We start from the raw sequence: 22,036 nt of genomic DNA on the forward strand, positions 1-22,036 counted from the left end.
TCAATGAATACTGAACATTACATAAAGTAATGTTTGAATTGACTGTGCTGAATCCGAAGATTCAATGGTCACTTCGTATCATTGAAACCTAAATTGTTTCCGAAGAAACTATTTGGATTATCATCAACGAGTGCCCACACAGATTGATAGGTCTATATTGTTAAAGAGCTTGCTTCGTAAGCTTTGCTATCGAAGCGGAGGCGTATTCTAAGGAATTAATTTTCAGTGTCAAACACTTTTTTAAATTAATTTTTAGAAGTTTTCTTTCGCCTTCTTGCCAACCGCTTTTGCGTTTCCGCTTTGCCCTGACAACGGAGGCGCATTATAGGGAGATGATTTTTCTTAGCAACCCCTTTTCAGAAAAAAATTCAAAAAAAAGCGTCGAATGATTAAATCTCACTCAAACGCTTATTTTTAGCACTCAGTTGTTAACTTCAAGTAGCAAATAGGCAATCAATATGTGTCTATCCAAGACTCTTCAAAGCCTGTGATATCGAGACTCAGTGATTGCGCCGCTTCGATTTGCTCGATAGCCTCTAGTTCTTTATTTACACTGCTCATCGTTAATGTGTTGTTGTCTAGCTCAAACACTTGGCGTTGCGTGGTGTAATAGAACTTAAGCGTAGTGAGCGCTTTTACATCGTCATTGCTCGCGGCTGCTTTAATGCTTTTTAGTTTACGAAAGATTTTGTTGTGCAGTTGCTTGAGTTTCCAAACGTACAGCACTTCTTCCATGTATGGTCGAGTTTTAATGTGATTCAATAAAGAGAGGGAAGTTGCAACTGCGAGAACGACACCAATCAAATTCCAATGGAAATTGCCCGTTGATTGTTCTGGTACGACTTCAGTGTTGCCAAACAAAACAATCAACAAGGTACTAAAGGCAAGAGAGGAGATGGCGAGCAACGCAACAAAACCGCCAATCACAAGGTTTACTTTCTTTTTATAAATGTCTTTATTTATCTGTTTGATTTCCATATACCGCTCCTAACAGGTTACCTCTATTTTAACCAGCGCACTCCGCACGACAATCGAAGCTTTGTAAGTAAGTTCACATTTGCTATTAAACTCGCATCCCTTCCCTGCTTGGGTATATACTTCCGCGCATTCACTCTTCCTATATAGAGGCTAAATTCATGCGCTCTTTTGTTTTACGAGCTCGCGCGGCGCCAACCACCAGCAAAGCACTGTTAGAAGGTGTTGGTAATGAAGCGCATACAGAGATTCTTGCTCATACCATGATGAACACTATGTTCGTTGCTCAATCACACCGTGAAGATGTGGTTGTTCACTTGGTTTTGGAAAGCACAAAAGACTTCTCACGCACCATTACTATTCGCTCCAACGACATCACCAACATTGGCGGCTTCCATGAGTCAACCTTGATTGCAGCAGTGGCTCGCGCTTTGGATGCTTCGGTTGGTATGGGTAAAGAGCAACTTCGTGAAGTCGAACCTGGTATTACCGTTCGTACAGTGAGCTTTGAACGCCTAGTACAAGAGCTGGCAGAAGATCACCAACTATATATGTTGGATAAGAAAGGCGAATTTGTTCGTGATGCAGAAATTGGTGAAAATCCATGTTTCTTGCTAACTGACCATATACCGATGCCGAAAAAGTCTTTTAACAGCTTAAAGCGCCTTGGCACAGAGAAGATCAGCTTAGGTCCTAAGATGCTTTTCGCTTCTCAGTGTGTGGTATTGATCCACAATGAGTTGGACATACGCGAATTCTAGTTATTCACGCACACGTTGCTAGACAATGAAAGAGGACTCCATTGAGTCCTCTTTTTTGTTTCTATAGGGATGCTAAGTTTACTTACCACCAATGCTCAAACGAGCAAAACGAACGTCTGGCGAGAAGAAAGTTCGGCTATCGTTAATTAACTGAGTATCACCCACTGCCTCAACTTCTTGCAGCATCTTGTAGAAGTTACCCGCTACCGTGATCCCACGAACTGGTTGAACGCGCTCTCCATCACGGCACAAGAAGCCACTCGCACCAAATGAGAAATCACCACTCACTGCATCCGCACCAGAATGGACACCTTGAAGCTCGACTAACTCTAGGTACTCTCCCGCTTTTACTTCTGATGCACTGCTGTTGCCTGTCGCAATCACTTTGTGATTCGCTGATACGTCTAAGCTCGATTTTGCACCGCGAGCGGCACTTGCCGTCGACACTGCACCCAAATAATTCGCTGTTTGGCTATTGTGCAATAGCGTATTCAGTTGGCCATTAGCAATCATCACATTGTCTTGAGTAGCAAAGCCTTCACTATCAAAACTTGCGATTGCCATACCATTTGGCATGTAAGCCGTATCAGTAAAGGTAATTAAATCACTCGCAACACGTTGACCAAGCTTATCACCCAGTGGCGTAATGCCTTTCATCGCGCTTACGCCAGAGAAAGCACTGCCGAAAGCACCGAATAAACTTGCCAGCGCATTGATGTGGAAAATAGCGGGGTAGTTACCCGTCGCAACCGGTACACCTTCAAGAAGATCACGAGCAAGCTTGTAACCGCCTTCTATACAATAAGCTGGAGCCAACTCATCAAAACGGCGACCTAGCGACATTCTTCCCGCCATCGACTGTTTGCCGTCTTTTTCAAACAAGGTATACGCGTAACAAGTGAACGATCGCTCGAAATGTTGACATAACGTACCTTGAGTATTCGCGATGATGAGCTGAGTTTCACCGTCACTGTAACCATTGTATGGTGCGCTAGAAGCGTGAGGCAGAGCCACTACGCCTTGCTCAAGTGCGAGAGACAGTTCAATTTTTTCATCAACCGAAGTTGTGTCTTCTTGAGCAATCTCAGCCACGTCAGTCGTGATTTGGCTGTTCACACAACTAATGGTCTGATGTTCATCTTGCTTGGAAAAACGAGCGCTTTGCAGTGCATTAGTCAGCATCAAATCTAAGCTTGGTTGTTCTAACGACTCAGAATAGCTCGTTGCAACACGCGCATCTTTCACAACACGAACACCCAGCACTTGGCTTGAGCTTACTTTGTACTCATCCAGCTTTCCTTGGTTCGCTTTCAGAGAAAAGCTGCTGTTGCGGTTTACAATGACGTCCGCTTCTGCACCTTGGCGTTTTGCTTCTGATAGGACGTAATCAACCGCATTAAGAAGTTGTTGTTCTTGGCTCATTAGTTACCGCCTCCTACCAGAATGTTATCGACTTTCAGTGTTGGCTGACCGACTGTTGTTGGTACTGAACCACTTACGGAACCACACATGCCCGGCGCAAGTGCCATGTCTTTGCCGACCATGCTGATTTCTTTCAACACTTTTGGACCCGTGCTGATCAGCGTTGCTGTTTTCAGAGGCTTGGTGATTTTGCCATTTTCAATGAGATAAGCTTCACGAACAGCAAAGTTAAACTCACCCGTACCCGGTTGAACCGAGCCACCGCCCATCTTCTTCGCATAGATACCACGCTCGATGCCTGCCAGCATGTCATCAAGTGAATGCTCGCCCTCTTCGATAAAGGTATTACGCATACGCGAGGTTGGTGCGAACTTGTAGTTTTGACGACGACCAGAACCCGTAGGTTCGTAACCTGTCTTCATGCCACCCATTTTATCGACCATAAAGCTGGTTAGCTTACCGTCTTTGATCAATTGGGTACGCTGAGTCTTCATGCCTTCGTCATCAACATGAATCGAGCCCCATTCGTTGGTCATGGTGCCATCATCGACTGCATTCACCGCGGTGTGAGCAACCATTTCGCCCATCTTGTCGTGGAATACTGATGCTTTCTTCGCAACTGAAGTGGTTTCTAGCAAGTGACCACATGCTTCATGGAAGATAACGCCGCCAAAGCCGTTACCAATCACCACCGGCATTTCACCCGATGGACAAGCATCCGCGCCAAGTTTTACTAACGCTTGCTGCGCGATAGTTTGACCTAGCTCTTTGGCATCAAGCTGTTCACTGAATTCCCAACCAGCAAGAGCGCCAGGACCTTCCATACCAGAAGACTGCTCATTACCTTTTTGCGCGACAGTGTTACCAGCAACACGAATGTAGTGGCGAGTATCGTCAACGTGTAGACCTTCTGAGTTGAAGATAGACACTTGTTGCTCGCGCTGAAGAACGCTGCCAATAAACTGGCTGATATGCTCACTCTCAGCACGTGCGGCTTGGTCAACTTTCAATAGAAACGCGATTTTTGAATCTAGGTTAGCATCCTTACTTAGCGGCATGCGGCAACCATGTTGGATTGGGTAGCGGTTCAAATTCAAAGAACCCGCTGACGCGATTTGCTCACGCTTGTCTTTTGCAGCAAGCAGCGAGGTTACGCGCTTTAGTTCGGCTTCATCTGTGCTGTTGGTGTAACCGTAAAGCACCTTATGACCGAAAAAAAGACGAATACCGATACCAAAATCGATACCCGAGTTAACCTTATCCACTTCACCAGATGCGATCTGGACAGTGTTGGTTTGGTGATGTTCAACGAATAGTTCAGCGAAATCAGCCCCCAAAAAGAGAGCATGATCGATCACTGACTTCGCTGTTACAGAATTAAGCATGAAGTCTCCTTGCTCGATGATCGTCTTAGCCTTCCTAATTAACTGTGAAAAAGTTCAACAAAGTTAAATTGGCAACACGTTAAATTTTAACAGTTTTTTAACCTTGTTTTGTGCTAATCCTTGCTTAACGAGACCACGATTATTTATTAAATATTCCAGGTTCTGCTCATTCACCAGAGCGTTGCACTAGTAAATTCCACCCAGCAAACCATTTAGGTGCTTACTTTATCACTCACCTCGCATAATTGAATACTCATTATAATTACGCTCAAAAAACGTATCCCTTCCGCAATGGTCCTGCTATCATCCGAACGAAATAGTCGGGGGGCCACACGACAAGTGTTGGCTGAGATCGAAATTCGAGACCCGTTGAACCTGATTCAGTTAGCACTGACGTAGGGAACTATGCACACTTTGCCTTTCGTCGCCCCTCTTAGGTAAGCGATAGCGGTCGAAAAATCGATCTATCTGCAACGGTCAAAGTCAGTTCCTATACGTCTTGTAGTAGGAGCGACCATGACGCAGCAATCACAACCTCATTCACATCAAACGCCAGCCTTGCCTACCCCTGTTGTCTTAACCATCGCAGGCTCCGACAGCGGCGGCGGCGCAGGCATCCAAGCCGATATCAAAGCGATGTCCGCAACTGGCAGCTTTGCCTGCTCAGTGATTACCGCCATCACCTCACAAAACACGCAAGGCGTTTCTGCGATTTTCCCTATTCCTCTTGATCACGTTGAAAGCCAACTCGATGCAGTGTTTACCGATCTCAATATTGTGGCGGTAAAAGTCGGCATGCTGGCGGATTCGAACATCATTAAAGTCGTTGCTAACAAGATTAAGCAATACCAACCTAAACATCTTGTGATTGATCCCGTCATGGTCGCCACCAGCGGCGATTTGCTACTTGAGCAATCAGCAATCAGCACATTAAAAGAAGAACTAATTCCACTGGCAGACATCATCACTCCTAACCTGCCAGAAGGTGCAGCATTGACGGGTAAGCCAGTGCCTCAATCAGAATCTGAAATGAACGATATGATTACCGACCTTCGTGCACTTGGTGCCAAAGCTATTCTGCTCAAAGGCGGTCATCTTGAAGAAAATGAAAACAGCAACGATCTGCTGATCATGCAAGACTGTGCCGAGTTAATCAGCGCCAAGCGTTTTCCGACCAAAAACACACACGGTACGGGCTGTACACTGTCTTCCGCCATTGCGTCTTACCTTAGCCAAGGCAACAACCTACACAAAGCGGTGCACCTTGGTAAGCAGTACATCAGCCAAGCTATCGCACACGCTGATGAATTGGATGTCGGTAAAGGTCACGGCCCTGTGAATCACTTCTTTGCGGGTCATACCTATGTTCGCTAACGCGATTGGCATTCAGCTTTCCGATGCTAGCCTGCGATACAAAGATAGCCAAACACCGACTTTAGCAGGAATGAACATGACCATTCCCGTCGGTAAATGGACGGTATTACTCGGACGAAGTGGCTGCGGGAAAACCACAATATTGCGTTACTTAGCTGGCCTACTGGATGACCAAGTTGACTGGCATGGCGAACTCATCACAACCGATGGCGCTGCACTGCATGACCGTATCGCTTACATGGCTCAACAGGATTTATTGCTACCGTGGTTGAATGTGTTAGACAACGTCTGCCTCAGTTCTCGATTTTCTCAAGAGCAAGCACCAGAGCAAAATAGACAACGTGCACTGACTTTACTCAGCCAAGTGGGACTCGCCGATTACGCGGATGCTAAGCCAGCTCAGCTCTCTGGCGGTATGAGACAGCGTGTTGCCCTTGCTCGTACTCTGATGCAAGACAAGCCTCTGGTTCTGATGGATGAGCCCTTCTCTGCGCTGGACGCGGTTACTCGCCATAAGTTGCAAACCTTGTCTGCCGAATTATTGAAAGATAAGACGGTTGTTCTGATTACCCACGACCCACAAGAAGCGGTGCGATTAGCTCATCAACTCTATGTATTGCAAGGCTCACCTGCGCAAGCTCAGCACTTGGTTGTTCCGGGTTCTACGCCTCCACGAGTTCTCGATGGAGAATGCGCGGCGCTACAACAAGCGATTTTGGACCAATTGGAGAAAGACTATGAGTGATATGACTCAGTACAACTCCGTTTCGGCACGTATTGGTAAAAAAGAAAGCGTGACACATCCGGCTCTGCGCTTGGTCATCAGCACTGCGGTGATCTTGGGATTGTGGCAGTTGGTCGTGGTGATATTCGATATGCCAAGCTTCATCTTACCTTCACCAATTGAAGTGCTGGATAGATTGGTCACTCGTTACGATGTCCTGCTCAAACATACTTGGGTTACCGCGCAAGAGATTTTACTTGGCTTGGCGCTTGGATTATCAATGGGTTTGCTGTTCGCATTGCAAATGCTGATGTTCGAGCCGCTCAAGCGTTGGTTACTGCCCATTCTGATTGCTAGCCAAGCGATCCCTGTGTTCGCCATCGCGCCAGTGCTCATGCTTTGGCTTGGTTACGGCATTGCATCGAAAGTTGTCATGGCGGCGATCATCATCTTTTTCCCCGTCACGACATGTTGCTATGACGGTTTGCGCAATACACCAACAGGTTACCTCGATCTTGCCAAGACCATGGGCGCGTCGAAATGGCAGCTACTTCGTCATATTCAATTGCCAGCCGCACTACCAACTTTAGCTTCAGGTATTCGTGTTGCCGTCGTTATTGCGCCAATTGGAGCAGTGGTCGGTGAGTGGGTAGGTTCAAGTGAAGGCTTGGGTTATCTGATGCTCCAAGCTAACGCTCGAATGATCATTGATGAGATGTTTGCAGCGCTGTTTATCCTCGCCGTGCTGTCTATCTCACTCTACTTCATCACCGATAAATTATTGAAAAAAGCCATCCCTTGGGAAAGCAAGTAATTGCCGAAAATAACCAAAGGAAATTGGGAAAGAAAAGGAAGAACCCCGTGAATAAAAACAAACTTATGAGCGCTGCTGCTCTACTCGCTTCAGTGGTATCAACCAACGTGCTTGCCGCTGAAAAAGAGATGACACTGATGTTGGATTGGTTCGTCAATCCAAACCATGGTCCTATCGTGATTGCCAAAGAGCGCGGTTACTTCAAAGAACAAGGTTTGAAGGTCAACATTCAAGAGCCGGCAGATCCAAGCACGCCACCTAAGTTGGTCGCGGCGGGTAAAGTCGACATGGCGATTTCTTACCAACCAAGCCTAACTATCGATGTCGCGGCGGGTTTGCCACTAATCCGCTCTGCGACTTTGATTGCTACGCCACTCAACACGTTGATGGTGCTGGATAACGGTAAGAATGAAAACCTTGGCGACTTGAAAGGCAAGAAGATCGGTATTGCGATCGCAGGCAACGAAGAAGCGACAATCGGCACCATGCTAGCGCAAGAAAACGTGAAGTTTTCTGACGTACAAATCATCAACGTAGGTTGGGCGCTGTCTTCGTCTCTTGCGTCTGGCAAGGTGGATGCGATTTGGGGCGGTCTACGTAACTTCGAAACCAACCAACTGGCACTAGAAGGTTATAAAGCTAAGGCCTTCTTCCCTGAAGAACACGGCGTGCCAGCGTATGACGAGTTAGTCTTCGTAGCCAATGCAAAAAACTACGACAAAGAAGCCATCAAGGCATTCAACAAAGCACTAGAGCAAGCGACCACTTACATCGTTAACCATCCAAAAGAGTCGTGGAAAGAGTTCGTGGCTTATTCACCAGACACGCTCAACAACGAGCTTAACCAACGCGCTTGGAACGACACGCTAACTCGTTTCGCTCTTCGTCCATCTGCAGTAGATCTGAAACGCTACGATGATTATGCCGAATTCATGTATTCACAAAAAATCATCGAAACACTACCAAAAGCGAAAGATTACGTACCGAGCTTTGACTAATTCTACTGACCTTAGGCTCAAAGCCTAAGGTCTTTTGATAACGAGATACCCATAATGAAATACCAAGACTTGATCGACGCTTGCCACCAAGATTGGCAAGAATACACTGAGCATGCTTTCGTGCTGCAATTGGCGCAAGGCACTCTGGCTCAACCTTGTTTTCTGCATTACCTAAAACAGGATTTTCTGTTCCTAAAACAGTACGCACGAGCTTACGCATTAGCGATCTACAAAGCGCGTACTTTGGATGACATGCGCCGCGCTCTCCCAAGCGTCCATGCATTGCTCGATTCTGAAATCGCCCACCACGTGACTTACTGTGAGCAATGGGGACTGACGGAATCCGACTTAGAAAACGAGCCAGAAGATTTCGGCACAGTAGCTTACACCCGTTATGTATTGGATGCTGGCATGACGGGCGATCTTGTTGATCTATACGCGGCACTAGCGCCATGCTCTATCGGTTATGCCGTTATCGGTAAGATGCTGATTGAAGATGAAAAGACAGTAATCGAAGGCAATCCATACGCAAGTTGGATTAATCTATACGGTGGTGAGGAGTTCCAATCTGGTGTCGCAAAAGGTGCAGAACACTTTAACCAGTTATTGGCGGAAATCGACATCAATAGCCAGCGTGGTCAAAACCTGATTCAGGTATTCAAAACTGCAACGCGTATGGAAGTAGCATTCTGGCAACAAGGTCTGAATGCTCAGCAAGATTAATCGGAGAGTCTCATGTTAATTGAACAAATCACCCAAGCATTAACCGCAGTACGCCAGCAAAAGCCATTAGTCGTCAACATCACTAACTACGTGGTGATGAACAACACGGCAAACGCGCTATTGGCTATCGGCGCTTCTCCAATCATGGCGCACTCCAAGCAGGAAATGGCAGAGATGATGTCGTTCGCTGGCGCATTGGTTATCAACATTGGAACCCTAGACAGCGTTTGGACACCTCGTATGAGCTATGCCGTAGAGCAAGCCAATGCCAATGGTAAAATCGTTATACTCGACCCAGTCGGTTGCGGAGCAAGCTCACTACGTACAGAGACATCACGTGAAATCGCACGCCTTGCAGACAAACTCATCATCCGAGGTAACGCTTCAGAAATCATTGCTCTCGCTGGTGAGCAAGCACAAAGCAAAGGCGTCGATGCGTTAGACAGCAGCGACGCGGCACTTGGTGCAGCCAACTTCTTAGTCACAGAGTATGATGCAAGCGTGGTGATTTCTGGCGAGACCGATTACATCGTCACGAAAGGGCAAACCGTGCAACTAAACAATGGTCACGAGATGATGCCATACGTAACAGGAATGGGCTGTACGCTCACGGCACTAACGGGCGCTTTTGCTGCCGTTGGTGATGACACTGGTCTCGCAGCAGCAGCGGTATTAGGTGTTGTTGGCGAGATTGCAGCGGAACAAGCTCGTGGTCCAGGTAGCCTGCAAATGAACCTGTTGGATGAGCTTTACCAGTTGGATGAAGAAACATTGGCGAAGCGCCTCAAACTGCACGTGCAATAAGCTTTTATCTCTTTTAACACTAGCCTCTCAATCCTCTTTCAATGAGAGGCTTAAAGGAAACCCAATGAACGCCTATCGTTTATATTTGGTCACCGATGACCAACAAGATTTAGCCACACTAAAGCGTGTTGTGAGAAAAGCGGTGGAAGGTGGCGTGACTATGGTACAAGTCCGCGAAAAACACGGTGATGTACGTGCGTTTATCGAACGAGCTCAAGCCGTGAAAGACATCCTTAAAGATACCGATGTGCCTTTGATCATCAATGACCGCGTAGATGTCGCACTGGCTGTCGATGCTGATGGGGTCCACCTTGGGCAATCAGACATGCCAGCAATCATTGCTCGTGAATTGATTGGACCAAACAAAATTCTCGGTTTATCTATCGAAAATGAAGAGCAGCTTGCAGAAGCCGACTCTCTGCCGATTGATTACATCGGCTTGAGTGCCATCTTCGCTACGCCAACCAAAACCAACACCAAAAAACACTGGGGTATAGAAGGTTTAAAAATGGCGCTGAACACTACGTCCTTACCAATCGTCGCTATTGGTGGCATCAACGAAACCAACATTCCTGTTCTGAGTGCGACAGGTGTACATGGTTTGGCTTTGGTTTCTGCCATTTGTCATGCAGAAAACCCAACCAAAGCAGCAGAGTACTTACTTTCTCTGATGGATTAAGACCCCAACGCTTAAGGATGAGCGCCTTTACCCTCCGGATAAATGTCATCAATTCATCACTCAACCTTCATTCTCTCGTCAAATTGACAAAGCGTTGATAAGTTTTTCACGCCAGATAACGTAAGATAAGCCCCTTATTTTCACGTGGTTTAATAACTCTCAATAAAAACAAAACGCTCTCAATGAAAACCAAAAAATATGGATTGATGATGCTCGCCTTGTTTGTTCTTGGCATCATCCCAATGTCGCTGTTTGGCTCTTATCACGATCTCACCTCACAGGTGCCTGAAAGTCTGGGTATTACTTTTACTTTGCTCACAGATTCTGCTGGTAGCAAAGGCTTTTTAATTACGTTAACGCTACTACTGCTTTCTTTATTTCGCTTTAAACCAAGTCGCATTGAGTGGATGCAAAAACTCTCAATGTTAGGGTTGTTACTTGTGATTGGCTTTGCCAGCAAAACGGGGCTAAAACTGATGACAGAAAGCCCGCGCCCATACACGGAATTGCTCGCAGCAGAACAATTGATTGAAACACCAGAAACGTTTTATCAGTTGGATACAAAGCAGCAAGCCAACGTAATTAACCAGATTTCTGAACACGTCAGTGATTGGCGAACGCGCCATTGGCAAGGCGAGAAAGACTATTCTTTCCCATCCGGCCATACGATTTTCGTTTCGATTTGTTTGGCTTTCTTTGGTGGTTTGTTCTTACAGAACAAGTGCTATATCTCTGCACTGTCATTGTGGATGTGGGGAATGAGCGTCGCATATAGCCGCTTATGGCTGGGCATGCATCGCCCTGAAGATTTAATAGGCTCGGTCTTGTTTGTCGCGATTGTATTTACTTTACTCCCGACATTTCAGATTAAGAAACAGATGCCGTTTGTTTCTCTCGCTTCGCGCTAATGTGAACGATGACTAGATAAAAAGAAGCCAGCGATTCGCTGGCTTCTTGCTTTCAATCGCTACTTTTTTCTAGCCATTTCTTGGTGGTTCAAACGCTGTTAGTTCTAATTCTGGGCCAGTGTATTTTTCAATACGAACCAGTGCCGAGTTCGCCGCACAGCCGTTTGCAAGTCGAGAGGTCGGAATATCCAACGTTAACACGTTACAACCGCCGTTCTTACAAATGCCGGTTTTAGGATCCAAATCCGGCCAACCGCCTTCATGAATACACACTGAACCTTGCTTGATTCGGTCAGTCACTTCTGCACCAACCAATACTTGGCCACGGTTGTTAAACGCACGAACTAGATCGCCCGTTTTAATACCACGCGCTTTCGCATCTTCAGGGTGAATCCAAATAGGTTCACGGTTTGCAATTGCGTACTCTTCGCGAATCTTCGCGTAGTTGAATTGGCTGTGTAGACGATGCGCTGCGTGCGCGGTCATTAGCTGCAACTCGCCATCTTTCGCAGTACCCGTGTACTCGGTTGGTGCCATCCACGTTGGATGTGGAGGACAGTCTTCCAACTGATAACCTTCAATGGTTTTCGAGAAGATTTCGATCTTACCACTTGGTGTACCGAGTGGATTCATGATCGGGTCTTCACGGAAATCTGCGTAACGAACAAACTGTGCGTTCTTCTCGTTCCACTTCATCTCGATCAGTTGGTTATCTTCCCAGAACTTGCTGAAGTTCGGCATTGCTACGCGAGAGCCACGGCCACCTTGTTGCGCCGCCTTGTAGAAGCCGTACAGCCATTCCATTTCGGTTTTGCCTTCGGTGTATACGTCACGGCCACCCGGAGCTAGCATCTCTGCCATGTCCGCGAATACATCGAAGTCATTACGCGCTTCACCTTGCGGCTCAACCACTTGCTTCATTGGCACCAAGTGTTGGTTACTGTAGTCACCCGTCATCGTTAAGTCGTTACGCTCGAACGATGTAGTGATTGGCAGAACGATGTCCGCATGCTTCGCAGCCGCCGTCCAGTAAGGCTCTGAAATCACGATCAGCTCAGGCTTTTGCCACGCTTTAATCAAGCGGTTGGTGTCTTGGTGGTGAGTAAAGTTCGCACCGCCAGCCCACCAAATCATCTTAATGTCCGGGAACGTCAGTTCATGACCGTTGTGATGGTAGGATTGACCTGGGTTTTCCAACGCCTCAACAATACGTGCCACAGGGAAGCTTTGCACTGCGCCAGACACCGCCCAGTCGTTCCCCGCAGAAGAGCCGCCACCCAGCGATGCCGAAATCGCAGGAAGTACTCCAGCATCACGAGCAGGGTTACCACCGTTTGAGTAGTGGTAAGAGAAACCAAAACCACCGCCCGGTAAACCGATTTGACCCAACATCGTTGCCAGTGTAACCAGCATCCAGTGACGCTGCTCACCGTATTGTTGGCGCTGCATGCCCCAACCCGCCATCAGCATGGTGCGGTTTTTACTGAAGATGTCAGCCAGTAGCTCAAGTTGCTTCGCAGGTACGCCACAGATTTGTGATGCCCATTCTGCTGATTTTTCTACGCCGTCTTCTTCGCCCATCAGGTACGCTTCAAACTTGTCGTAACCTGCGGTGTATTTATCGAGGAAGGCTTTATCGTGCTTACCTTGTTTCACTAAGGTGTGTGCGATACCCATCATCATTGCCACGTCGGTCATTGGGTGAGGAGCAATCCACTCCGCATTCTCGCCAAAGAATTCAATGGTTTCAGAACGAATAGGGTCAATCGCAATGACCGTCTTGCCTGATTTTTTCAATTGATGGAAGAACTCAAGACCAGCACAGTCTGTTGAGCTCCACGCGATTTTTAGAGTGTTGATCGGGTTTAAGCCCCAAAGCACAACCACATCGCTGTGCTCTAGTACCACTGGGTACGTGGTTTGCTGCTCGTACACTTCGATAGAGCCCACAACGTGCGGCATGATGACCTGCGCAGCACCCGTTGAGTAGTCACCCAAGTGGCCTGAATAGCCGCCCGCCATGCTCATGTAACGTTGCAGCAAGGTTTGTGCTTTGTGCAGCACGCCACTTGAGCGCCAGCCGTAAGAGCCTGCAAACACAGAAGCCGGGCCATATTCTTTGCGAATTCGCATGTGTTGTTCGTGGATCAGCTTGTAAGCCTCATCCCAAGACACACGCGCAAACTCATCACTACCGCGCACACCTTCTGGCGACGATGGGTTTGCCAAGTAACCTTTGCGAACCATTGGGTACTTAACACGCGCTTTAGTGTGCACTTGGTCAGGACCGGTGCTTTGTAGGCTGTTTGGTACCGTTTGTGGCAATGCATTCGTGGTTGAAACCAGCTTACCGTCTTGCACTTCACACAGCATTGGGCCCATGCGGCCCGCCGTTAGAATGCCTTTGCCGCGAGCATTAGAAGACGCAACAGACATAGGTGCAAATGAAGTGAATGCCATTGCACCAGCCGCCATACCAGTGCCTTTTAGAAATCCGCGACGGGTCATATTAGTCATAATCTTATCCTTCTATTTATCGTTAGTGACCAACCACATCTTTCGCGTGGTGCTGGAAGAACTTGGTTAGAATTTCTAGGTTCTCGGCTGAAATATCAGTTCGATCACCCATACTTTTCGCTACCGGTCCCCATGCATTCACTGTGAAGTGATTTGAAGGAATTTTCGCGTGACAAGTTGCACAGTAAACGTTGTCCAACTCTTCTGCGTATGACCATACGGGTTCAAGCGTGTCAACAACTGGAGAATCAATAGCGCCAGTTAGAGAAACCGCGCGCCATTCGTTGCCGTAAACATCTGCCTCAAATTCACCAGTTTCAAGCGCTTGTTGGCCTTGCTCTGTTAGCGTTGCTACGATGGCACGTTGACCTTCTCCCATGTAAAGCACTTGCTCTGCGCCTTTCATTTGGAATGCGTTCAACTTAACAGTGCGGTTGTCGCCTTCAGAGCTGATTACTTCCAACTTCGTCGTTGGGTTAATTTTACCCATCTCACCCATTGCGATTTCAGTCACAGGGTAAACGACTTTGGCACCAGGTGATGTTTTTGTGGTGAAGCTCATCAACGTTTCAAATGCCTTGCTGTCTAGCTCTGCTTCTGGTGCAAAGTGCGCCACACCTTTATGACAATCGATACACGTTTGATCGTTTGCTTTCGCGTAAGCGTGCATCTTCGCCGCATCACGTGATTGCTCAAACTCTTCCATTGCATCGAAATCATGACACGAACGACACGTCGCTGAATCGTTTTCACGGAACTGAGCCCATACCGTTTCAGCCATATCTTTACGATGTGCTTCGTATTTCTCTGGCGTGTCGATCTTGCCTGTCACAAATTCGTGGTAAATGTCTTTCGACGCACGAATTTTGGTGATCAGGTAATCCATTGGTTCTTGAGGAATATGACAGTCAGAACATTCCGCGCGAATGCCTTTCGCATTACTGAAGTGCACTGAGCCTTGGTACTCTTTGTAAGGGGTTTCCATAGAGTGGCACGAGAGACAAAATTCAGTATCTGAGGTGTAATGCATTACTGCCGCACTCCCCCCCAAAGTTAACCAGCCCACACCAATGCCGGCAGCAACCAGCAGTGCAACATATCGTTTTTTTATTGACATAATTAGCAACACTTCCAAATAAAATGTAATTATAGGTCGCAAATTACTACTTTATGGGTAGCCCTCTCTTGATCCACATCATTTCCGTGTTGCTCTGTATGCCTCAAGTATGAAATTTTGTTATTTGCATCTCAAAGATGAATATATGGCAATAATCCATTACCCAGCCAACTATTCACCACATAAATCACTTTTATGAATGCAACTATTTGATTAAACAGATAAGAGGATGAGAGACTGAATCTCCACATTGATGCAGTAAGGACACGCATGTCAGTTTATATCGAGACGCACAGAAGCCAATTAAGACCCATCAAAGCCAGTGACTGGGAACTCTTTCAACGATTACTCTCCGAACAAGAGGTTATTGCGCTCTGTTTCGATCGTCCCAGCGAAACAGAAATAAGAGAAAAATTTGCTTCGCGATTATTACCATGGACCCCAAATTGCCAGCATTGGCTTTGCCTTGTAATACTCGATAAGCAATCTGAACAACCCATCGGCATCACTGGCTTTGCTATTGAAAACGGTAAGGCAGAGGTAGGTTACTTACTTTTGCCGGAATTTCATGGCCAACAGTTTGGAACAGAAACTCTTCAAGCGCTTCTATACTGGGCAACCTCGACACATAACATCAACCACTTTTCCGCGACGGTCACTGAAGGCAATATTGCGTCAGAACGTGTCCTGATAAAATGTGGTTTCGAACTCATTGAGGTCATTCCAGACGCATACCAAATTGGTGGCAAACCCTACGCCGATAAAATCTACTCACTACAAAAATAAGGACGTATTTTGAATAAAGTAGTCATCATTACCGGCGCAAGCCGAGGCATTGGAGCCGCAGCGGCGAAAAAGCTGGCCGAGCAAGGCTATCGCGTTTGCGTTAATTACCGCACTCAGCAAGAGGCCGCCGACCAAGTTGTGGCAGAAATACAAGCAAACGGTGGCAAAGCGATTGCCATCGCCGCAGACGTAGCCGATGAGAAGCAAGTGCTCTCCTTGTTTGATGAAACAGAACGTGAATTTGGTGCAGTGACGCACTTGGTCAACAACGTTGGCATCCTATTTACTCAATCGCCTTTGTCAGAAATCAGCTTGGAACGCTTTCAGAAAGTAATGAACACCAATGTGAATAGCTGTTTTCTCTGCTGTCGAGAAGCGGCGAGGCGATTCAGTGCAGGCGGTGCAATTGTGAATGTCTCCTCTGGAGCGTCGCGCTCAGGCGCGCCATTTGAGTATGTCGATTACGCCACATCAAAAGGCGCGATGGATACCTTAACTAAAGGGCTCTCGCTAGAGTTGGCAGAGCGCAATATTCGCGTCAATGGCGTTCGACCTGGTTTCATTTACACTGATATGCATGCCGACGGCGGAGAACCAAACCGAGTAGATAGACTCAGCCCTCAAATTCCTCTTAAACGCGGTGGCACGGTAGAAGAAGTAGCAAATGCGATCGCTTGGCTATTAAGTGACGAAGCCTCTTATGTCACAGGATCATTTATCGATATTGCAGGGGGCAGATAGAATGCAAGTCCATATCCGACAAGCGATTCCCGATGATTTAGACGGAATTTTTCAGCTTAATTTTCAAATTAATTCACTGCATTTTGCGAATGCGCCAGAAGCCTTTGTTGCGCCTTCAGAAGCTGACCGTGAATTTCTTGCACAAGCACTAGAGAACAAAGAGCGACTCTTTTTGATTGCCGAACGCGAACAGCAAATTCTCGGCTTCTTAACCGCGATGATCACCCAAAACGACACCGTCAGTTTTCTGATCAAAGACCCAATTTGTCGCGTGGGAACAATTGTTGTCGATGAAGCGCAAAAGCAGCAAGGAATCGGCCGCCAACTGCTCCAAGCCTGTGAGCAATGGGCGCGCGATGCCAATGCCACACAAGTTCGATTGGAAGTGATGGAATTCAATCAGCCAGCACAGCGCTTTTACGATAATCAAGGTTTTAAAACTAACTCACGCATTATGCTGAAACATTTGTAACGATAACGACAATTAAGCGCTTTTCACGACTAAACCCACCTAAATCGCATTTATCGATGCAATTTACCCCCCTGATTTTAGAAAAAGACGATATGATGTGCGGATAAGGAGATTCGAACATGATTTATCTTTTCGATTGGGGGAACACCTTGATGGTAGATTTCCCTCACGCACAAGGAAAAATGTGCGATTGGGAACACGTAGAAGCAGTTCCTCAAGCCAGAGAAACACTGGCAATACTTTCCCAAAATCATCCCATCTACATTGCGACCAGTGCATCTGATTCCAACATGGAAGAGGTTCAGCGTGCATTTGTTCGCGTCGACTTAGACCAATACTTAAATGGCTATTTTTGTTTTGCCAACCTCGGTATCGCTAAAAACCAACCTGAGTTTTATCTCGCCATCGCAAAACAGTTAGGGGTTAACGTGAGTGGAATAACCATGGTTGGCGATTTACCTCACAAAGATATTTACCCTGCGATGAAAGCGGGCGTAAACACAATTTGGTTTAACCCAACGGGCGCTGATGCACCAGCCGAAGCCATTCCTAACCAAATTCGTTGTTTATCTGAGCTTATCCCCTAACCGTTACTAACCTGCACTAATCAAGGAAGATGAATGCAAATCAGATCCATCAAGGTGAGCGATATCGCGCGCTTCACCGCGCTGTGGAATCGAGTGTACTCCGAAGGGGAATTTTTGATTTCTCCTGCACCCGATAACGCAACGCTTCGCAGAATCCTGCAACGTGTGGAAAACGAGTCCATCCCTCAGTTTGTCGCGTTTGACCGCCAAAAACTTATCGGTAGTGTTGAAATCTACCCAGCTGAGATGTGCGGTTACGAAAGAGGGCAACGCCTTCGCGTCGGTATTCTTGGTATTCACATCGACAAAAACTACCGAGGCAAAGGATTGGGGCGGAAACTATTGGCAGTCGCGATCGCACGTGGTTGGGAATTTGGTTACGACCAAATCGCACTCTACGTATACACAACCAACACACCAGCGATTGCTTTATATGAACGGTTTGGATTTGAACATCAGGGGGAACTTGGGGAAGTGACCTTGCCAAATGGTAAAGTCTTGATGAGTCAAAAAATGGTATTGTATAAAGCGCAAAGCCCTTCGAAAAACCCCGATTTGTAGACTCACGATAACCGTTGTTCGCAACACTTATTCGGGATTAACACCCTTGCGTCACATACCCTCGAACAATTGAATCGTTAGAGGCTTGATTCACGTAGTAGAAATAGCATGCTTCTTCTGCCAGTGTGTAACCTTGCGGCCAAATGTACACCACGCGATCAACACCCGATTTATCTAAGAACTGATAATCAGGAATAGCGACAAAATGAGCACTGTTTGGGTGCTGCTGACCGATGATGCAAAAATCACTGCCTTTGCACGGCACGTCAATTTTCGAATAACCTCTGGCTGGTAGATCGATTTCTAACAAAGCTCGAATACTATCGGCACTCGCTTCTGGCATGCCTTTGCGTGTTTTGACATGTCGGTCAATGTAGTGAACGTGCTCTTGGCCGTAAGCGTTATCAATCACTGATTGAGCATGAAAGAATTTGAGAGCCGTACCCAAAGAAGACTGAGAACTGTGCAGCATCGCAGCGTATGCTTGGCGATGAATATCGAGTAATACTGGTAAAGCAGCTAATGCGATGAAAGCCAAAGTGGTAAGCACTATGGTGATTTCCATCAGCGTAAATCCCTTTGATTTCACGTTTCTTATCTCAACTAGCCCAAGACAATAGCCCCACATCCATGTGAGACCGAGCCAATATATCGCCAATTTCTTACGATTAAAGGCTTAAGGGGTAAGAAGAGACAAACACCACTCAAACTTGAGAACAGCAGCCAAAGAGCAGTGTAACAAAACGACGCTATGTGTCAGATATTAGACGGTTTTTACTCTCTAGTTACTGAGTAAAGGCACATTATTTCGCACCAGACCACGACGAACATTCGTGCACATTTTGCCAAAACGACGAATCTCATCGAACTGCGGAACAATGCCGCGCTCCATGGCTGACTCCCAATAAGTGACTTCTGAATCGACCATTTCCAACAATTTCTTCGGACAGCCAATGCACTGCCCTTCTGGTCCACATACAAACGTTTCTGGTTCATAAATTGGTAGTTCCGCTTTTACTTGCTCGATGATGCTACGCATGGCGGTCATTCGATCTGGCTTTACCTTCATCATTCTGCTCCACGGATTAAGATGAAGCAGATTGTACCCACTGGCACGCAAATGTCCCTACCCAATTTAGGTATATTCTGTTTGAATCGATTTCTTTATCGTCAGATCCGGCTTTTTAACCACCAAATACACCGCCGTAGCTGCCAGTACGAAACCAGAAATCCCCATCCAATCAAATGACTCTCCAAACGCGAGCCAAGCCTGAATCGCCGTCGTTGGCGGCACCAGGTAGAATACAGAAGCTACGCTCGATGCAGCACCGTTCTTAACCATGTACAGCAGCAGTAGAATAGCTACACAAGAGAGCACGACGACCAACCACAACACAGTCAAAATAAACTCCAGTTCCCACTGCACTTGCATGGTTTCAAACTGCATCGCAACGGGCAGAAACATGACGAGCGCGGCCAAATATTGCACCGTCGCACCACCCACCATATCCACTTGTTGGCAATGTTTTTTCTGATAAAGCGTCCCTAGCGTGATACCAACCAAAGCCAACAAACACAAACCAATGGCCAACACTTTATGCTGCTCGGATTGCCACTCCATTTTGCCCATCAACACCATAGCGATACCGACAAAACCAAGAGCCAAACCCAACCATTGCGAGGGTTTAAATTCCTCACGAACAAACGCCACCAGCAAAGCCGCGGTTAAAATCGGTTGAATACCCACCAGCAACGAACTCAACCCAGCAGGCATACCCAAGGCGATAGCGAAATAAGTACCGCCCAGATAGAAACCGTGGATCAACGCACCAACTACACAGCTGTGCCAAAAATCTTTTCCTGTCGGCAACCTTCTACGCAATACCGCCACAAGAACCAAAAACAATAAGACATTGAATGCCATACGGATAGAAAGTAGTGTCGCTGGCTCGGCATATTGCAAACCAAAACGCGCACCAACGAATCCAGAAGCCCAAAGGATGACAAATACAAAAGGGATGGCTCGGATTAACATGATCGCCTCACTCACGCTTGTTTTATGTTTTGAGATACTGCTAATGTAATTAGGTACAGTGTTTTCAAAAAGTGACAGATGGAAGTGTTTTTATGGGTACAGATTTATTGGGAAGCGGTGAAGGGAATAAGTACCTCGTGGTGGAAAAACACCTCAAACAAGCCATCAATGGTGGCGTTTATCAGGCGGATGATCGACTGCCCTCCATTCGCTCGTTGAGCCAAGAATTAAACGTCAGTAAAAATACCGTGATTCGTGCGTATCAAGAGCTGGAAGCACAAAACTTGGTTTACTCGGTTCCCAAATCGGGTTATCGAGTTAAAGTCGCCTTGCCGACCTCTCGCTCAATTCCGGATCCGACTCGCGTGGATTTGCTCTCAATCTGCAAAGAAATCCTTACTTATCCTGAATACCAAGAGCGTTTGCCTACCGGTTCTGCCCACCCAAACATTGACTCCCCCGCGATCAAAAGCTTGTACGCCGAGATCGGCCGCCACAGCCGCCAGCAAACGCATGTACCGAGCCATTACCAATTACCACCCGGTGATCACCTCTTAATCAAACAACTAGCGAAAATCACACAAGATTTGGGCACGCCAGCCAAGTTGGATGAGATCATGGTGACGCACGGCGCGCAACAAGCCATTAGCCTAGCGCTGCGCGCAACGACACAAAAAGGCGATATCGTCGCGGTGGAGTCCCCTTGCTATTTTGGCAACTTATTGATGCTAGAATCACTCGGCCTCAAAGTGGTGGAAATTCCGAGTTGCCCACGCGACGGTATGTGCCCCGAAGCCTTAGCAAAAGCAATGGCGACATGGGACATAAAAGCGATCATCGTAACGCCAAACTTCACCAATCCAACTGGTGCCATGATGCCGCTAGAAAAGCGTCAACAATTACTATTGGCGTCCGGCAATATTCCTATTATCGAAGACGATGTGTTTGGCGGGTTAAGTTATGATAAGCCGTTGCCAAGCTTGAGATTGCTCGATGACAAGCAACGCGTAATTTACGTAAATTCGTTATCCAAAACGCTCGATTCGCGTTTGAGAATTGGTTGGATGTTGGCGGGGCGATATCGAGATCAAATTGAGCAATATCTACTGTGTGAGAACATGGGCAGTTTGAACCTGATGCAATCCGCCGTGGCAACGTTTCTAACGTCAGGCAAGTATCGAACGCATACTGCGCGAATGGGACGGGTGTATCAAAACAACATGCGCCGATTTATCCAGATGCTTCATCAATACTTAGATGAGCACGAATCTCTAAAAAATCGATACCAGATCAACGCCGTGCAAGGTTCGTTCTTGCTTTGGTTACGACTGCCCGAAGACACGGACAGCTATGCGTTGTATCAAGCATGCAATAAGCACAGAATCAGCCTACTTCCCGGCACCGTATTTGGCACTCAAGGGCAATATCGGCATTGCGTACGCCTCAGCGTGGCAAACTTTGGTCATGAAACCGATTGGAGTCACGCGATGCAAACTCTGGCAAAATTGATAAAAAAACATGCCTGTTAACTCGCTCTTGCTAAATGAACTTATGCCGACATACGCAAACAGGTAACAGTAAATTACCACCTTCTAAAGAAGGTGGCTTTGTGTGAGCCCCCTAAAAGGGGGCCTTTGTTTAGTCCAGCGCCAA

Annotated in this window: 22 protein-coding genes, 1 pseudogene and 1 riboswitch; of the genes and pseudogenes, 15 read left to right on the forward strand and 8 right to left on the reverse strand. The window is 46.9% G+C overall.

The features are described 5' to 3' along the window. Window positions 1-453: 453 nt before the first annotated feature. On the reverse strand, window positions 454-978 hold the full coding sequence (locus tag R7R78_RS22270; protein WP_170893875.1) for a DUF3087 domain-containing protein: 525 nt from the start codon (window positions 976-978) through the stop codon (window positions 454-456). Window positions 979-1,136: 158 nt separating this feature from the next. Here R7R78_RS22270 and trmY point away from each other — a divergent pair, with 158 nt between their 5' ends. Further along, window positions 1,137-1,736: a tRNA (pseudouridine(54)-N(1))-methyltransferase TrmY gene (trmY, locus tag R7R78_RS22275; protein ID WP_017634347.1), complete on the forward strand. Its 600-nt coding sequence runs from the start codon at window positions 1,137-1,139 to the stop codon at window positions 1,734-1,736. 78 nt (window positions 1,737-1,814) lie between these two features. Here trmY and R7R78_RS22280 read toward each other — a convergent pair whose 3' ends face one another. Together R7R78_RS22280 and R7R78_RS22285 are read right to left on the reverse strand one after the other, a co-directional pair. Further along, on the reverse strand, window positions 1,815-3,158 hold the full coding sequence (locus R7R78_RS22280; protein ID WP_193837838.1) for a TldD/PmbA family protein: 1,344 nt from the start codon (window positions 3,156-3,158) through the stop codon (window positions 1,815-1,817). Further along, the gene (locus tag R7R78_RS22285) at window positions 3,158-4,543 is read right to left on the reverse strand and encodes a TldD/PmbA family protein (RefSeq protein ID WP_031780818.1); all 1,386 of its coding nucleotides are present in this window, start codon (window positions 4,541-4,543) and stop codon (window positions 3,158-3,160) included. Before R7R78_RS22285 ends, R7R78_RS22280 begins: the two co-directional genes overlap by 1 nt. A 311-nt stretch (window positions 4,544-4,854) precedes the next feature. Beyond that, window positions 4,855-4,962, forward strand: a riboswitch (TPP riboswitch). A gap of 97 nt (window positions 4,963-5,059) precedes the next feature. Between R7R78_RS22285 and thiD the strand changes: the two genes are divergently transcribed. From thiD to R7R78_RS22325, 8 genes and pseudogenes are all read left to right on the forward strand, one after another. After that, on the forward strand, window positions 5,060-5,917 hold the full coding sequence (thiD, locus tag R7R78_RS22290; RefSeq protein ID WP_213867362.1) for a bifunctional hydroxymethylpyrimidine kinase/phosphomethylpyrimidine kinase: 858 nt from the start codon (window positions 5,060-5,062) through the stop codon (window positions 5,915-5,917). Then, window positions 5,907-6,662 (forward strand): ABC transporter ATP-binding protein, encoded by a 756-nt coding sequence (locus tag R7R78_RS22295; RefSeq protein WP_054578543.1) that lies wholly within the window; start codon window positions 5,907-5,909, stop codon window positions 6,660-6,662. The genes thiD and R7R78_RS22295 overlap by 11 nt, the downstream gene beginning before the upstream one ends. 58 nt (window positions 6,663-6,720) lie before the next feature. Next, a pseudogene (locus R7R78_RS22300) lies at window positions 6,721-7,455 on the forward strand (ABC transporter permease); the annotation flags it as partial. Window positions 7,456-7,502: 47 nt separating this feature from the next. After that, window positions 7,503-8,453, forward strand: a complete 951-nt coding sequence (locus tag R7R78_RS22305; RefSeq protein ID WP_225474247.1) for an ABC transporter substrate-binding protein — start codon at window positions 7,503-7,505, stop codon at window positions 8,451-8,453. Between the two features lie 54 nt (window positions 8,454-8,507). Next, a complete protein-coding gene (tenA, locus tag R7R78_RS22310; RefSeq protein ID WP_050923889.1) occupies window positions 8,508-9,176 on the forward strand; it encodes a thiaminase II in 669 nt (222 codons plus the stop codon). A gap of 12 nt (window positions 9,177-9,188) precedes the next feature. Continuing rightward, window positions 9,189-9,980 carry a hydroxyethylthiazole kinase gene (gene thiM, locus R7R78_RS22315; RefSeq protein ID WP_074051845.1) on the forward strand — a complete coding sequence of 264 codons (792 nt, stop codon included), beginning with the start codon at window positions 9,189-9,191 and terminating at the stop codon, window positions 9,978-9,980. A 64-nt stretch (window positions 9,981-10,044) separates the two neighbouring features. After that, window positions 10,045-10,659, forward strand: coding sequence for a thiamine phosphate synthase (thiE, locus tag R7R78_RS22320; RefSeq protein WP_225474248.1), 615 nt, complete (start codon window positions 10,045-10,047; stop codon window positions 10,657-10,659). A gap of 182 nt (window positions 10,660-10,841) precedes the next feature. After that, window positions 10,842-11,567 (forward strand): phosphatase PAP2 family protein, encoded by a 726-nt coding sequence (locus R7R78_RS22325; RefSeq protein WP_140165865.1) that lies wholly within the window; start codon window positions 10,842-10,844, stop codon window positions 11,565-11,567. Between the two features lie 69 nt (window positions 11,568-11,636). On the opposite strand, the gene R7R78_RS22330 is transcribed toward R7R78_RS22325, so the two are convergent. Beyond that, window positions 11,637-14,084, reverse strand: a complete 2,448-nt coding sequence (locus R7R78_RS22330; protein WP_225474249.1) for a trimethylamine-N-oxide reductase 2 — start codon at window positions 14,082-14,084, stop codon at window positions 11,637-11,639. Between the two features lie 22 nt (window positions 14,085-14,106). After that, the gene (locus tag R7R78_RS22335) at window positions 14,107-15,201 is read right to left on the reverse strand and encodes a NapC/NirT family cytochrome c (RefSeq protein ID WP_017634357.1); all 1,095 of its coding nucleotides are present in this window, start codon (window positions 15,199-15,201) and stop codon (window positions 14,107-14,109) included. A gap of 270 nt (window positions 15,202-15,471) precedes the next feature. Between R7R78_RS22335 and R7R78_RS22340 the strand changes: the two genes are divergently transcribed. The 5 genes from R7R78_RS22340 to R7R78_RS22360 all read left to right on the forward strand — a co-directional run bounded on the left by R7R78_RS22340 (window position 15,472) and on the right by R7R78_RS22360 (window position 18,348). Continuing rightward, entirely contained in the window at window positions 15,472-15,987 is a 516-nt protein-coding gene (locus R7R78_RS22340; RefSeq protein ID WP_017634358.1) for a GNAT family N-acetyltransferase, read from the forward strand. A 9-nt stretch (window positions 15,988-15,996) separates the two neighbouring features. Then, the gene (locus R7R78_RS22345) at window positions 15,997-16,728 is read left to right on the forward strand and encodes a glucose 1-dehydrogenase (protein ID WP_017821007.1); all 732 of its coding nucleotides are present in this window, start codon (window positions 15,997-15,999) and stop codon (window positions 16,726-16,728) included. A gap of 1 nt (window position 16,729) precedes the next feature. Next, entirely contained in the window at window positions 16,730-17,200 is a 471-nt protein-coding gene (locus tag R7R78_RS22350; RefSeq protein ID WP_005374310.1) for a GNAT family N-acetyltransferase, read from the forward strand. A 119-nt stretch (window positions 17,201-17,319) separates the two neighbouring features. Continuing rightward, window positions 17,320-17,787 carry an HAD family hydrolase gene (locus R7R78_RS22355; RefSeq protein ID WP_005374312.1) on the forward strand — a complete coding sequence of 156 codons (468 nt, stop codon included), beginning with the start codon at window positions 17,320-17,322 and terminating at the stop codon, window positions 17,785-17,787. Between the two features lie 33 nt (window positions 17,788-17,820). Next, window positions 17,821-18,348, forward strand: a complete 528-nt coding sequence (locus R7R78_RS22360) for a GNAT family N-acetyltransferase (RefSeq protein ID WP_005374314.1) — start codon at window positions 17,821-17,823, stop codon at window positions 18,346-18,348. 37 nt (window positions 18,349-18,385) lie between these two features. Here the strand turns inward: R7R78_RS22360 and R7R78_RS22365 are convergent, their stop codons facing one another. The 3 genes from R7R78_RS22365 to R7R78_RS22375 form a co-directional block, all read right to left on the reverse strand. Beyond that, on the reverse strand, window positions 18,386-18,976 hold the full coding sequence (locus R7R78_RS22365) for a type II secretion system protein (RefSeq protein WP_225474250.1): 591 nt from the start codon (window positions 18,974-18,976) through the stop codon (window positions 18,386-18,388). Window positions 18,977-19,129: 153 nt separating this feature from the next. Next, a complete protein-coding gene (locus R7R78_RS22370) occupies window positions 19,130-19,417 on the reverse strand; it encodes a hypothetical protein (protein ID WP_005374318.1) in 288 nt (95 codons plus the stop codon). A 66-nt stretch (window positions 19,418-19,483) separates the two neighbouring features. Continuing rightward, window positions 19,484-20,383, reverse strand: a complete 900-nt coding sequence (locus tag R7R78_RS22375) for a DMT family transporter (protein ID WP_017634359.1) — start codon at window positions 20,381-20,383, stop codon at window positions 19,484-19,486. 92 nt (window positions 20,384-20,475) lie between these two features. Between R7R78_RS22375 and R7R78_RS22380 the strand changes: the two genes are divergently transcribed. Continuing rightward, window positions 20,476-21,912 carry a PLP-dependent aminotransferase family protein gene (locus R7R78_RS22380; protein ID WP_170960395.1) on the forward strand — a complete coding sequence of 479 codons (1,437 nt, stop codon included), beginning with the start codon at window positions 20,476-20,478 and terminating at the stop codon, window positions 21,910-21,912. Window positions 21,913-22,036 lie beyond the last annotated feature (124 nt).

This window comes from Vibrio sp. 2134-1, from assembly GCF_033339495.1.

What these genes read in the sequence shown, in the direction of transcription:
- R7R78_RS22355 (WP_005374312.1), top strand. Translation starts at nt 17,320, where the DNA reads ATGATTTATCTTTTCGATTGGGGGAACACCTTGATGGTAGATTTCCCT.
- thiD (WP_213867362.1), top strand. Translation starts at nt 5,060, where the DNA reads ATGACGCAGCAATCACAACCTCATTCACATCAAACGCCAGCCTTGCCT.
- trmY (WP_017634347.1), top strand. Translation starts at nt 1,137, where the DNA reads ATGCGCTCTTTTGTTTTACGAGCTCGCGCGGCGCCAACCACCAGCAAA.
- R7R78_RS22350 (WP_005374310.1), top strand. Translation starts at nt 16,730, where the DNA reads ATGCAAGTCCATATCCGACAAGCGATTCCCGATGATTTAGACGGAATT.
- R7R78_RS22340 (WP_017634358.1), top strand. Translation starts at nt 15,472, where the DNA reads ATGTCAGTTTATATCGAGACGCACAGAAGCCAATTAAGACCCATCAAA.
- R7R78_RS22360 (WP_005374314.1), top strand. Translation starts at nt 17,821, where the DNA reads ATGCAAATCAGATCCATCAAGGTGAGCGATATCGCGCGCTTCACCGCG.
- R7R78_RS22375 (WP_017634359.1), bottom strand. Translation starts at nt 20,383, where the DNA reads ATGTTAATCCGAGCCATCCCTTTTGTATTTGTCATCCTTTGGGCTTCT.
- thiE (WP_225474248.1), top strand. Translation starts at nt 10,045, where the DNA reads ATGAACGCCTATCGTTTATATTTGGTCACCGATGACCAACAAGATTTA.
- R7R78_RS22295 (WP_054578543.1), top strand. Translation starts at nt 5,907, where the DNA reads ATGTTCGCTAACGCGATTGGCATTCAGCTTTCCGATGCTAGCCTGCGA.
- R7R78_RS22370 (WP_005374318.1), bottom strand. Translation starts at nt 19,417, where the DNA reads ATGAAGGTAAAGCCAGATCGAATGACCGCCATGCGTAGCATCATCGAG.
- R7R78_RS22365 (WP_225474250.1), bottom strand. Translation starts at nt 18,976, where the DNA reads ATGTGGGGCTATTGTCTTGGGCTAGTTGAGATAAGAAACGTGAAATCA.
- thiM (WP_074051845.1), top strand. Translation starts at nt 9,189, where the DNA reads ATGTTAATTGAACAAATCACCCAAGCATTAACCGCAGTACGCCAGCAA.
- R7R78_RS22380 (WP_170960395.1), top strand. Translation starts at nt 20,476, where the DNA reads ATGGGTACAGATTTATTGGGAAGCGGTGAAGGGAATAAGTACCTCGTG.
- R7R78_RS22285 (WP_031780818.1), bottom strand. Translation starts at nt 4,543, where the DNA reads ATGCTTAATTCTGTAACAGCGAAGTCAGTGATCGATCATGCTCTCTTT.
- tenA (WP_050923889.1), top strand. Translation starts at nt 8,508, where the DNA reads ATGAAATACCAAGACTTGATCGACGCTTGCCACCAAGATTGGCAAGAA.
- R7R78_RS22325 (WP_140165865.1), top strand. Translation starts at nt 10,842, where the DNA reads ATGAAAACCAAAAAATATGGATTGATGATGCTCGCCTTGTTTGTTCTT.
- R7R78_RS22330 (WP_225474249.1), bottom strand. Translation starts at nt 14,084, where the DNA reads ATGACTAATATGACCCGTCGCGGATTTCTAAAAGGCACTGGTATGGCG.
- R7R78_RS22280 (WP_193837838.1), bottom strand. Translation starts at nt 3,158, where the DNA reads ATGAGCCAAGAACAACAACTTCTTAATGCGGTTGATTACGTCCTATCA.
- R7R78_RS22270 (WP_170893875.1), bottom strand. Translation starts at nt 978, where the DNA reads ATGGAAATCAAACAGATAAATAAAGACATTTATAAAAAGAAAGTAAAC.
- R7R78_RS22335 (WP_017634357.1), bottom strand. Translation starts at nt 15,201, where the DNA reads ATGTCAATAAAAAAACGATATGTTGCACTGCTGGTTGCTGCCGGCATT.